Source organism: Wolbachia endosymbiont of Cardiocondyla obscurior (genome assembly GCF_902713635.1).
Classification (GTDB): domain Bacteria; phylum Pseudomonadota; class Alphaproteobacteria; order Rickettsiales; family Anaplasmataceae; genus Wolbachia; species Wolbachia pipientis.
In genome coordinates this window covers 1-11,189 of record NZ_CACTIU010000044.1, presented here as the reverse complement: position 1 = coordinate 11,189, position 11,189 = coordinate 1, and the positions used below count along the sequence as shown (strand labels likewise).

Here is an 11,189-nt window from a genome sequence, read left to right as displayed (position 1 = left end):
CGCCAGATACGTGAGTTTTTTTGTCATTTAATCTGTACAGAGAAGATAAATAAATAGCTTCAGTTTCATGATAAGGGAGTTGGCGGAGTTTGTCAAGTAAGTTTTTCGCTTCTGCGGGCTACTTGAATAACGGCTACAATGTTCATACAGCTATGTACATAGCTGGAACCCAAAAAAAGAACCAAGTAGCCTTGGCTACTTGGATGACAAAAGGTAATACAAGAAATCTATTGGCTCTCGTATATCTTAGTGAAACTTAACAAGTTTATCTATAGTTTTAGTGATGATTCTTGGAGTATCCGGAGAAACTGCTGAGCTCAGCCTATTTAACCGCTCTATAGCGAACTCGCTATTCTCATTTGCTATGAAATCACATAAAATATTTTCTATATCCTTAGTAACACTTTCATGCTTTCTCAGAGGATGATTATGTGGATACCTACTGATGGTTTTGATACTGGAATACTCAACAAAAGCTTGATCCTTAAAAGCAAGTTGTCTCAATTTCTCTTTGAATTTTCCTTCTTCCTCTTTTGCTAAAAGGCGAGACTTTATCAGTGACTTTATAATCAAATTTATAGCTTGATGTATTTCAGAATGCACTATAACTTTAATGGTATTTTCTTCTACTATACAATCATAAATATTTTTTTCGCTCTGTAACGACTCTATTAATTTCTTGCTACTTTGTGAATTCAATTCCAAATTCTCCTCACTCATAGGAGTTATTATGAAGGTGTTCTTACTCACTCTGATGTTAAATTGTGGAGAGCCTTCAGAAAAGGAAAATGCTACATCCTTAAATTCAAGTGCATGATTGTATGCAGCAAAAAGGGTGTGTGCTATAACACTGCTGGGCACCTTCATTCCATGTTTACTCAGGTGGTTCAATACATTTTCAACCTCATGATATGTAAAGTCTGTATCTTTTAGCAATTCAACAACTTCTATGCCGTTGTGTTGTTTATACTCTATTCTCACTTCTTCTGTAAAAAGTGTTTTAGCTGCTATATGTTTATCAAGCACTGTGAAAATCTTGATGAAATTCTCTAAATCTTGTTTGTTAACTAATTCGATACTAATTAAGTTTCTGCTAATAATTGAAATATTTTTTGTCATTTTTTCCCACTAAAAAAACTCACTGAATGAATTGTATTTTTAATTCATTAAGAATTGTTTAAAGTGAGCATACTAGTTTTCATTTACGTATTACACGACAAAACAAGATAAAAAGTTACATAAAATCATCATGTGGTATAACACACTCTCCACATTCATCATTGCTGTTTGTGTAGGTTGTGACATCAGTGTGATTGTCATTATTATTTAGCATATCATCCAACTTTCCTTCTTTTTCAAGATCCATCAATTTGTCACACCCCCCAATGTGCTTATCGTTGATAAAAATCTGTGGAACTGTTCTAACGTTATACTTTGATTTTATGTCGTTAAATAGATCTGAGTTTTTGAGCACATCAATTTCTTCATACTTCACACCTTTTTTATCTAGTAAATCCTTTGCCCTTATGCAGTATGGACAGCCCTTCTTTACATATATCACAACATTTTTCACAATTTATCTCCGTAGCTTACTAAAATATAGTTATTATATATAAGAAACATGTAAAAACATCAAATTGTATGAAAATTATTTATAATTGTGAGCAAGGAATAGAAAATAATATAGCACTAACCTTCGGAAATTTCGATGGCATTCATTTAGGACACGAGTTTGCAATTTCTACTCTAAAGAAGGTAGCACAAGAAAGAGGATTACCCTCTGCAGTTTTAACTTTTGAGCCTCACCCATCAACTGTTTTATTTGGTAGAAACAATTTTAGGTTAATAGACCAAGAACAAAAAAAGGAACTAATCAGCAGCTATGGTATAGATTACTTATATATTATTAATTTTAATAGAGGTTTTTCTGAGGTTAGCTGCGATGACTTTATCAGTGAGATTTTAATAGATAAATATGGCGCTAAACACATAATTGTCGGAGAAAATTGCACTTTTGGTCATAAACGATTGGGTAATATATTAACTCTAGAGAAATATTCTGAAATATATGGATACTCTTTGACTAAATTAGAGCCATTAACAATTGACGGCAAAATTTGCTCTTCTTCTTCAATAAGGGAGTATGTACAAAGGGGCGAAATAGAAATTGCTAATAAATTGCTCGGCAGGCCTTATCAAGTTTCTGGTGTTGTGACAAAAGGTGCATGTAGAGGTAGAGAAATAGGATTTCCAACCATAAATATTCCTATAGAAGATTGCATGATAAAACCTAAGTTTGGCACATATTACGCTAGAGTGACTTTTCCTGATAGTAATCCAAATTGGTTATATGGAGTAGTCAATATTGGTATGAGACCTACTTTTAAGGATCTGAAAAAGCCTATAATAGAAATGCACATATTCGATTTTGATGAAGACGTATATAGTCATAAAGTCAATATACAACTTTTAAAATTCATAAGGTCAGAAAAAAAATTCCATAGTATTGAGGAGTTAACAAAACAGATAAATTATGATATACTTAAAGTTTATAGGTTAAAGGCAAATTTATGAAAAAGTTATGCTTAGTTGTTATATTAATTATAGTATTGATTGACCAAACGAGCAAATTGTACATAAACTCATTGATTGATGAAGGAGAATCAATTGAGATCGCTAGTTTTATAAAACTAGTTGAAGTTTGGAATTCAGGTATTAGTTTTGGAATGTGTAGCGCTTTACCACATGGCGGTTTCTTTTTTTCAGCATTTTCAATACTAATAATTGGTATACTTGCATATTTGATATATAAGTCTGACGATCAGTCAACTTACCTTGGTTTTTCTCTGATGATTGGTGGAGCAATCGGAAACGTAGTTGATAGGATCTATTGGGGAGCTGTATATGATTTCATATATTTTCATATTGATGATTGGTATTGGCCAGCCTTTAATTTAGCAGATTTATCTATAGTTTGTGGAATGTTTACATTGTTATATAAGTGGTATATATACGATATGCTTATTTCTAAACAAAATGAGGAATAAAATAATTGTTTTTATATTAGGTCGAAATAATGCTTCATAAGTTTTTTAGTTTTCTTATACTACCTGTACTTTTTTTTACTTACCCAATTTCTTCGAATGCTTTAAACATAGAGCACAACATAAAATATACTAAACTCAGTAACGGACTAGATGTTTATGTTGTTTCTAATCATCGGATTCCAGCCGTTTTACATGCAGTAATATACAAAGTTGGGGGAATGGATGATCCAATCGGCAAAGCAGGATTGGCTCACTACTTTGAACATTTAATGTTTGAAACTACAGGGAAGTTCACAGATATAGAAGCCACTATGAGTAGCATTGGGGCTCAATTTAACGCATTTACCACTAAAGAATATACCTGTTATTTTGAGTTGATCCCCAAAAAAGATTTACCACTTGCAATGGAAGTTGAAGCAGATAGAATGGGCAGCTTTAATGTTACTCAAGACAAAATAGATAGAGAAAAAAACATCGTATTAGAAGAAAGAAAGATGAGATTTGATAACCAACCTCATAACTTGTTATGGGAAGAAATGGATAGTGCATTTTACCGTACTGGCTATGGTAGGTCTGTTATCGGCTGGGAGAGCGATATCAAAACTTACAATTTGGATGACATAACGAGGTTTCATGATAACTATTATCACTCCGGCAATGCAATATTACTGATTGTGGGTGATGTGGAACTTGATGAAGTAGTGAAATTAGCAGAAGAAAAATATGGCGAAATTAAAGCTAAGCCTGTAATGAGAAATTACCCAAATCAGGATCCAGTGCATAATGCAGGTCTATCGGTGACCTTAGAGAGCACTGAAGTAAAAGAATCAGTTTTATATTTTCGTTATCGTGTTCCCTTATTTGATCACATAAATGAAGCCTCTGCTGCTCATTTAGCGGTTGACATTTTAGGTGGCGGCAAATCCAGCAAACTGTATAAAGATTTGGTTTTAGATAAAGATGTGGCAGTATCAGTGTTTGCTTATTATAATAGCCTAGCTTTTAGTGATGGCTACATTGATATTATGATAATTCCAAAAAGTGGCGCTAATTTAGATATTGTTGAAAGAGAGTTAGATAATGCTATTAATGGCTTCGTATCTAAAGGGGTGACGAGCGAGGAATTACAAAGCTCAAAATATAGGTATAAGGCAGCACAGTTTGATAATCTATCTGACTTAACTCATATAGCGATGTTCTATGTGCCACACCTTGCACTTGGTATTCCACTTGATGAAATAGATATTTCATATAGCAAGATTAATGATGTCAATCTAGAGGATGTAAATAATAAAATCCGTGCTATTTTTTCTGCTAATAAGTTAATTGGTCGTTTATTACCAAAAGGAGATAATAATGAGAATAAGTAAAATTATATTTCTATTTTTTTTCTGTCTAGGCTTTAATTTACAAGCAAGTGGTAACCTAAATATAGAGGAGGTCACTACCCGTAAAGGATTTAAGTTTTTATTTGTAGAAAATCATGATTTGCCAAAAGTTTCACTGAATATATCATTTAAAGATGCAGGTTATGTGTATGAGAGTGCAGAAAAACAGGGGCTTGCTTGGTTTACTTCTCTTGTAATCCAAGAAGGGGCAGGAGAAAATGACGCTAAGGATTTTGCAAAAAAACTGAAGATCAAAGGAATAAATTTACTTTTTTACCCCGATTTAGAAAGTTTCGGAGTGTCATTAGAAACTTTGTCTGAAAATTTAGAAGAAAGTATTTCACTACTTAGCGATGCTATAATACGTCCTAAAGTTGACTCTGAAGGGTTGAATAGAGTTTTCGAGAAAGCCAAAGTTGATTTTAATAATCTTGAAAAAAATCCTTATTTTGTTGCTGGAAAAGAATTAGATACGTTATTGTTTAAAAAACATCCTTACTCAAAAAGTGTGTACGGTACTCTTGATACTATAATGAGCATTACTAGAGACGATGTTTTAACATACATAAAGCGTAATTTTGCTAAAGATAACATAGTTATCAGTGTTGCTGGTTGTACAAAAAAAGAAGAAATTATTACGCTATTAGATAAATATTTATCTAAATTGCCGTCAAAAAGATCAAAAGTTAGAAAAATACCTGTGAAAAATGATTTTGGTTCTGCAGAAAGTAAGAACATTTTTATGGATATACCACAAAGTGTGATACTTTTTGCTCAAAAAGGTATAGCTTATGAAGATCCAGACTACTATAATGCTCAAGTTTTGGTTAATGCGCTTGGTGGTATGGGGCTGAATTCAGTGCTGATGAAAGAGCTAAGGCAAAATTTTGGAATTACTTATGGTATTAGTGCCTCTATGGCTAGTTATACGCATGCAAATATTATAGCCGGAGGTTTAAGTACTGATAGCTCTACTGCCAGTCAATCCATATCTGCAATAAGAGATACATTGAGCAGGATAAAAAAGGAAGGAATTGATGAACAATTATTTAAAGATACAAAAATTAGTATGGTAAATAATTTTATCTTTTCCCTATCTAATAACGCAAACACAGCAGTGTTCTTGGCTAGTATGCAGGTACGTAATCGCGATATTAATCGTCTAAATAATTATGCGAATATCATTAATGATGTTAAATTAGAGGATGTAAACGAACTGGCAAGTTCTTTACTGGAACCTGAAAATTTATTTTTTGTTGAAGTTGGAAAAAACGCTCAAGGTCAATAATTATTACAGTCATATATCTTCTGCTATTGACCTTACTGCTTCTACATAACACTTATGCTCCTCAGCTAGAATGCGTTCTGAGAGGCTTTGAATATCATCAGCTGGTAACACTGGTACAACAACTTGAGCAATTATGGCTCCAGCATCAACTTCAGGAGTGACATAATGTACAGTACAACCTGTAATTTTTACACCTGCTTTTAGAGCTTGCTCTTGAGCGTTTAGGCCTTTAAAAGACGGAAGTAAAGAGGGATGAATATTTATCACCTTGTTATGCCATTTACTCAGAAAATCAGCTTTGAGAATTCTCATAAACCCTGCAAGGCAAATTAAATCAACCTTCTGTTGAACAAGTATTTTGTGAATTTTATCAGCATCAAGTGGTTTATCTTTAACAATAAACGCTGGGATTCCTGCTTGCTCTGCTGTTTTCAGACCAGCAGCTTCGCTATTATTTGTGATAACACATGCAACTTCTGCGGGAAAATTCTGATCTTGACATGCTTCTATTAAGGCCTGCATATTCGACCCCCTACCTGAAATTAGTATTCCGAGTTTTATCTTTTTCATTATAGCACAGTTAGTTTAGAATTTAGTTAATACTAACAAAACAGCTCAAAAGGAAAACTTATTTTATAGCAAAGAAGGCAGACTAAACTCTTTATATAAGTGGACCTCTAATTTTGGACCTCACTGGACAACACAAAATAACGAATAGCCCCATGTACCCAGCTAAAACTAGCTTTAATGCTTAGATATTGTGCTATTTTTGTATAATATACTACTATAAGTATATATTTTTGTAATCGCGTTATTATTTATTTAACAAAGTATTAGTATAATTTATTACACTGGATTAAATGGAGAAAGTTCAATGAGTAAATTACCGAACAATGCAAAAATAGGTAAATCTCAGGTTACTCAGTGGGAGGTAATAAAAAATTGTGAATATGCTGATAATTGCTTGTCAAAAATAGTAACTTTGTACGTTATTAGAATAACTCAGCTATCAGATTTTTATACGAGTGACGAACCTGAAATTAACACTGTTTTAGCAAGAATAAGCGTGACAAATGAAAATGTATTTTTAAACAAAGCTACTACTATTGAAGTTATGGAAGGTATTTTTCCGTATAAATTTAACAGCAAGAAGAGAAATAACATATTAAGGTTAGAAGATTTATATAATTATTTATGTTCTATTGTTAATAATAGCCTTCCAAAAGAAATGCTTGAAAGTCTTGTAAGGGAATATAAGGATGCTGTTAACTTATTTAAAGCAATTACTTAACTGAACGTAGTATTTTTAAGATTTTGTTTTCTATTTCAGAAATGCCGCTTTCAAGGTTTTTATCTATCAAGCATATGGTAGACAAATACGTTTTTTGCTTGCTTTCAACATTGATAGTTAAAGTTCCGGGAGTGATTGTGACTGAATTGGCAAATAACGCAATGCTTTCGTCATTATGCCCTTTGCATTTTCTTAGGATAATGATCGGTTCAAGCTTAGATTTGAGTTGTAGCACCTTTTTTGTTACATAAACACTTGATAAAATGATTTGGTACATTAACCACGGTATATAACTTACTAACTTATAAAACGACAGTCTACTCGTACTATTTAAAATCTGGCTAAGAGCTCTTTCAGCGTTTATCAACCTTCTAAAGATAAACGATGTGAATATACAGGAAAACACTCCACAAAAAATAAAAAACGGCTCAAAATAACCAGACAATACAGTCCATAGAACAAATAAAATTATAAATGACAGAGAAAAAAACTTGATTTCCTTCCTAAAGTTGAGGTTTTTCATAGTCTGTAATATAACTAAAATGACTCTTTAAGGAAAGATAATAACGAATATTTAGGTTCTTGACTTCTATGTTAAAAGATATAACAACTAAGTTATGTATTTTAAGTGAGGAAGTTATGGAATATGATAAATTTATGGAAATATTAAAAAAAATAAATGACCTTTCAGATTTGAGCAAGGACAATATAGTTGAAAAAATAAAAGCTAAGTTACAAGAAGAAGATCCAGATTTATGTCAAGAGTGGGAAAAGAGTAAACCTGACAATGATAGTGGATCTGGCATAAATTACATATTTACTATATCTCGTGGTCAAAATTCTAAGGAAGTCAAATTGTTACATCTTGCTTCTTATTGGAACTGTGCAAATGTAGCAAAAGCTCTGATTGAAAACGGAGCAGATATTAATGCAGAACATGATAATAAAATTACTCCTTTACATATTGCTGCTCACTATGGCCACGAAGATGTAGTAACCATTCTAACTGGAAAAGGAGCAATTGTTGATGCAAAAAATGGTGATGGATGGACTTCTTTACATTTTGCTGTTGAAAAGAACCACGAAAATGTAGTAAACACTCTAATTGGAAAAGGAGCAAATGTTAATGCAGAAAATGATAAAGGATGGGCTCCTTTACATCTTGCTATTACAAATGGCCACAAAGAGATAGTACAAGTTCTATCAAAAGCAGAAGGAATCAACGTTGATGCAAAAAATAGTGATGGGTGGACTTCTTTACATCTTGCTGCTGCAAATGGCCGCGAAGATATAGTAGAAACTCTAATTGAAAAAGGAGCAGATGTTAATGCGAAAGATCATTATAAATGGACTCCTTTAACATTTGCTTCTCAAAAAGGCCATGAAGTGGTAAAAGGAGCTCTATTAAAGGCACAAGAGAACATCAAAGCTTTGCATTCAGCTGTTAAACATAATAATGAGGAGGAGGTGAAAAACCTATTAAATAAAGGAGTAAACGTTAATGCAAAAGATGATGATGGATGTACTCCTTTACATCTTGCTGCCAGAGAGGGCTGCGAAGATGTAGTAAAAACTCTCATTGCAAAAGGAGCAAATGTTAATGCAGAAGGTATTATGGACGAGACTCCTTTACATCTTGCAGCCAGAGAGGGCCATAAAGATGTAGTAGACATTCTAATCAAAAAAGGAGCAAAGGTTAATGCACAAAATAATAAAAGATATACTCCTTTACATATTGCTGCTAAAGAGAACCGCATAGAGGTAGTAAAAATTCTAGTTGAGAAAGCAGATGTTAATGCAAAAGGTATTAAGGACAAGACTCCTTTACATCTTGCTGCCAAAAAGGGCCATAAAGATGTAGTAGACATTCTAATCAAAAAAGGAGCAAAGGTTAATGCAGAAAATGATGATAGATGTACTGCTTTACATCTTGCTGCTGAAAATAACCACATAGAGGTAGTAAAAATTCTAGTTGAGAAAGCAGATGTTAATATAAAGGATGCTGAGAGATGGACTCCTTTGCATGTTGCTGCTGAAAATGGCCACGAAGATATAGTAAAAACTCTAATCGCAAAAGGAGCAAAGGTTAAGGCAAAAAATGGTGATAGACGTACTCCTTTACATCTTGCTGCTAAAAATGGCCACGAAGGTATAGTAAAAGTTCTGCTAGAAGCTGGAGCAGACCCTTCATTAAAAGATGTTGATGGAAAAACGCCAAGAGACCTCACTAAAGATCAAGGTATAATTCAGCTTTTAGAGGAAGCGGAAAAAAAGCAAACGTTAAAAAATGAGAATAAAAAAACGCCAAAGGATCTTACTGAAAATAAAGATGTAATGCAGCTTCCAGAGAAAAAGGAAGAAAAACAGGTTGGAAAAAATGCAATTGTGAAAGAAAAAGAACAATCTGCAAAAAATGCAATTGTAAAAGGTGTTATTGTGTGTTTTGTAACTGCAGTGATAGTTGGTGTTGCACTTGCATTTGCTACTGCCCTATCTGTACCAGCAATAATTGGACTAGCTGCAGGATCTGCGCTCATAGTTGGTGCTGGTCAATATATAATGTCAAAGCCTAAAACTGAAATGAAAGGAGTAAAGCAGGAACTTGTATCTGGAAAGGCAAAAGAAGTACTTACTTGATTTTTGTTATCCTGTTGCTATCAGACTAGCCTGGCACCTTATATTTATTGGGATAACTGTTTTATTATGAATTAAGTCAAAAACTCTGTAATATATTGAAGCTTAAAGATATCTTTAAATATGGAAGTTATTGCAGAAAATAGGAAAGCAAGGTTTGAATATTTCATCTTAGAAGAATTTGAAGCGGGTATGGTCTTATTAAGCAGTGAAGTTAAATCGCTAAGAGAAAGAAAAGTAAATATTTCCGACGCCTACGTTGTTGAAAAGAATAGCGAAGTATGGCTGCACAATATGCATATTGCAGAATATAAAGCTGCGAACCGAAAAAATCATAAACCAAAAAGGGAACGTAAATTACTCTTGCATAAAAAGGAGATAAATAAACTAATTGGTCAAATCAAGACTGCTGGGATAACTGTTGTGCCGCTTTCGGTCTATTTTAACGATAAAGGATTTGCAAAAACTAAAATTGCCATTGTAAAAGGAAAAAAACTCTACGATAAGAGAGCAACCATAAAACAGAGAGAGTGGGATCGTGAAAAAAGTAGATTGTCTAAAAATAATTTATAGCAAAATATGTCTTTAAATCCAGTAATTTTCAGCATCGGTCCTGTTTCTATATATTGGTATTCCTTAGCCTACGTTTTGGGTATAGTGTTTGCATATTGGTATTTACATAGGCTAGATGACCAAAAAATATTTACTAAGAATTTTTACGATTCGTTATTAACAGCCACTATTGTAGGTATTATCCTTGGAGGTAGACTTGGCTACGTATTGATATATGATCCAGTTCTTTATATAAGCAACCCTATCGAGATATTGAAGACCTGGGAAGGAGGGATGTCATTTCATGGCGGTGCTATAGGAGTTTTGCTTGCAGTAATAATCTCCTGCAGAAGACATAACATTCCTATATTTTATGCACTGGACCTAGTTTCTTGCGGAGTTCCCATAGGTTTATTTTTAGGTCGCATAGGCAATTTTATAAACGGAGAGTTATTTGGCAGAGTTACAACTATGCCATGGGGTATGGTATTTCCAGAGAGTGGTGATAATTTGCTGCATCATCCAAGCCAGCTTTATGAGGCACTTTTTGAAGGACTGCTACTTTTTGCAGTTGCAAATTCACTGTTTTTCTTAACTAGAATAAGACTGTATCACGGTGCGTTAACTGGTATTGCAGTTATGTGGCATGGAATAGCACGTTTTTTCGTTGAGTTTTTTCGCGAACCAGACTATCAAATTGGCTATTTGTGGCTTGATTTAACTATGGGGCAGTTGCTTTCTATACCTATGGTTTTGCTAGGAATGCTTGTATATCTAGGCGCATTAAATTTAAAATTTAATACGAAATCTGTCACATAGAGAAAAGGTGAGTTCAATAGAAAAATGTAGCCAGAAGCCCCACATTATGCACAATTGTACGAATTTTCTGCGTTGCAGTAGAATGAATCGGTGGGCTTTGTTGCATCGCTAGCTATGATGGATTAAAGATAAAAAAGGTGGAGAATATCAGTAGCTTATTATTCTGGTAT

Annotated in this window: 12 protein-coding genes; 8 read left to right on the top strand and 4 right to left on the bottom strand. The window is 33.5% G+C overall.

Translation table 11 applies throughout. The features are described from left to right. Positions 1–246: 246 nt before the first annotated feature. Together WOCAOBSORBRA_RS03985 and grxC are read right to left on the bottom strand one after the other, a co-directional pair. Positions 247–1,119, bottom strand: a complete 873-nt coding sequence (locus WOCAOBSORBRA_RS03985; RefSeq protein WP_007550039.1) for a hypothetical protein — start codon at positions 1,117–1,119, stop codon at positions 247–249. A gap of 115 nt (positions 1,120–1,234) precedes the next feature. Continuing rightward, the gene (gene grxC / locus WOCAOBSORBRA_RS03980) at positions 1,235–1,573 is read right to left on the bottom strand and encodes a glutaredoxin 3 (RefSeq protein ID WP_007550037.1); all 339 of its coding nucleotides are present in this window, start codon (positions 1,571–1,573) and stop codon (positions 1,235–1,237) included. 68 nt (positions 1,574–1,641) lie between these two features. On the opposite strand from grxC, the gene ribF reads away from it, so the two are divergent. Genes ribF through WOCAOBSORBRA_RS03960 form a run of 4 tightly spaced genes read left to right on the top strand, consistent with a single transcriptional unit; the run spans position 1,642 to position 5,723 of the window. Continuing rightward, entirely contained in the window at positions 1,642–2,574 is a 933-nt protein-coding gene (gene ribF / locus WOCAOBSORBRA_RS03975; RefSeq protein WP_010082493.1) for a riboflavin biosynthesis protein RibF, read from the top strand. Beyond that, positions 2,571–3,047 (top strand): signal peptidase II, encoded by a 477-nt coding sequence (lspA, locus tag WOCAOBSORBRA_RS03970; RefSeq protein ID WP_006279329.1) that lies wholly within the window; start codon positions 2,571–2,573, stop codon positions 3,045–3,047. Before ribF ends, lspA begins: the two co-directional genes overlap by 4 nt. Positions 3,048–3,076: 29 nt before the next feature. Further along, positions 3,077–4,417, top strand: coding sequence for a M16 family metallopeptidase (locus WOCAOBSORBRA_RS03965; protein ID WP_010082492.1), 1,341 nt, complete (start codon positions 3,077–3,079; stop codon positions 4,415–4,417). Further along, a complete protein-coding gene (locus WOCAOBSORBRA_RS03960; RefSeq protein ID WP_174515978.1) occupies positions 4,404–5,723 on the top strand; it encodes a M16 family metallopeptidase in 1,320 nt (439 codons plus the stop codon). The genes WOCAOBSORBRA_RS03965 and WOCAOBSORBRA_RS03960 overlap by 14 nt, the downstream gene beginning before the upstream one ends. A gap of 9 nt (positions 5,724–5,732) precedes the next feature. Here WOCAOBSORBRA_RS03960 and purN read toward each other — a convergent pair whose 3' ends face one another. Next, positions 5,733–6,293, bottom strand: coding sequence for a phosphoribosylglycinamide formyltransferase (gene purN / locus WOCAOBSORBRA_RS03955; protein ID WP_174515977.1), 561 nt, complete (start codon positions 6,291–6,293; stop codon positions 5,733–5,735). A 304-nt stretch (positions 6,294–6,597) separates the two neighbouring features. On the opposite strand from purN, the gene WOCAOBSORBRA_RS03950 reads away from it, so the two are divergent. Then, positions 6,598–7,014, top strand: coding sequence for a hypothetical protein (locus WOCAOBSORBRA_RS03950; protein WP_174515976.1), 417 nt, complete (start codon positions 6,598–6,600; stop codon positions 7,012–7,014). Here WOCAOBSORBRA_RS03950 and WOCAOBSORBRA_RS03945 read toward each other — a convergent pair. Next, positions 7,007–7,537, bottom strand: a complete 531-nt coding sequence (locus WOCAOBSORBRA_RS03945) for a Na+/H+ antiporter subunit E (RefSeq protein ID WP_174515975.1) — start codon at positions 7,535–7,537, stop codon at positions 7,007–7,009. The two genes, WOCAOBSORBRA_RS03950 and WOCAOBSORBRA_RS03945, sit on opposite strands and share 8 nt — an antisense overlap. A gap of 68 nt (positions 7,538–7,605) precedes the next feature. Between WOCAOBSORBRA_RS03945 and WOCAOBSORBRA_RS03940 the strand changes: the two genes are divergently transcribed. From WOCAOBSORBRA_RS03940 to lgt, 3 genes are all read left to right on the top strand, one after another. Beyond that, entirely contained in the window at positions 7,606–9,651 is a 2,046-nt protein-coding gene (locus WOCAOBSORBRA_RS03940) for an ankyrin repeat domain-containing protein (protein ID WP_174515974.1), read from the top strand. 120 nt (positions 9,652–9,771) lie between these two features. Continuing rightward, positions 9,772–10,221: an SsrA-binding protein SmpB gene (gene smpB, locus WOCAOBSORBRA_RS03935; RefSeq protein ID WP_007548863.1), complete on the top strand. Its 450-nt coding sequence runs from the start codon at positions 9,772–9,774 to the stop codon at positions 10,219–10,221. A gap of 6 nt (positions 10,222–10,227) precedes the next feature. After that, positions 10,228–11,019: a prolipoprotein diacylglyceryl transferase gene (lgt, locus tag WOCAOBSORBRA_RS03930; RefSeq protein ID WP_174515973.1), complete on the top strand. Its 792-nt coding sequence runs from the start codon at positions 10,228–10,230 to the stop codon at positions 11,017–11,019. Positions 11,020–11,189 lie beyond the last annotated feature (170 nt).

Excerpts from the sequence above, each read along its gene's own strand:
- WOCAOBSORBRA_RS03940 (WP_174515974.1), top strand. The coding sequence starts at position 7,606 with ATGTTAAAAGATATAACAACTAAGTTATGTATTTTAAGTGAGGAAGTT.
- WOCAOBSORBRA_RS03965 (WP_010082492.1), top strand. The coding sequence starts at position 3,077 with ATGCTTCATAAGTTTTTTAGTTTTCTTATACTACCTGTACTTTTTTTT.
- lgt (WP_174515973.1), top strand. The coding sequence starts at position 10,228 with ATGTCTTTAAATCCAGTAATTTTCAGCATCGGTCCTGTTTCTATATAT.
- WOCAOBSORBRA_RS03950 (WP_174515976.1), top strand. The coding sequence starts at position 6,598 with ATGAGTAAATTACCGAACAATGCAAAAATAGGTAAATCTCAGGTTACT.
- purN (WP_174515977.1), bottom strand. The coding sequence starts at position 6,293 with ATGAAAAAGATAAAACTCGGAATACTAATTTCAGGTAGGGGGTCGAAT.
- WOCAOBSORBRA_RS03960 (WP_174515978.1), top strand. The coding sequence starts at position 4,404 with ATGAGAATAAGTAAAATTATATTTCTATTTTTTTTCTGTCTAGGCTTT.
- lspA (WP_006279329.1), top strand. The coding sequence starts at position 2,571 with ATGAAAAAGTTATGCTTAGTTGTTATATTAATTATAGTATTGATTGAC.
- WOCAOBSORBRA_RS03985 (WP_007550039.1), bottom strand. The coding sequence starts at position 1,119 with ATGACAAAAAATATTTCAATTATTAGCAGAAACTTAATTAGTATCGAA.
- ribF (WP_010082493.1), top strand. The coding sequence starts at position 1,642 with ATGAAAATTATTTATAATTGTGAGCAAGGAATAGAAAATAATATAGCA.
- WOCAOBSORBRA_RS03945 (WP_174515975.1), bottom strand. The coding sequence starts at position 7,537 with ATGAAAAACCTCAACTTTAGGAAGGAAATCAAGTTTTTTTCTCTGTCA.
- smpB (WP_007548863.1), top strand. The coding sequence starts at position 9,772 with ATGGAAGTTATTGCAGAAAATAGGAAAGCAAGGTTTGAATATTTCATC.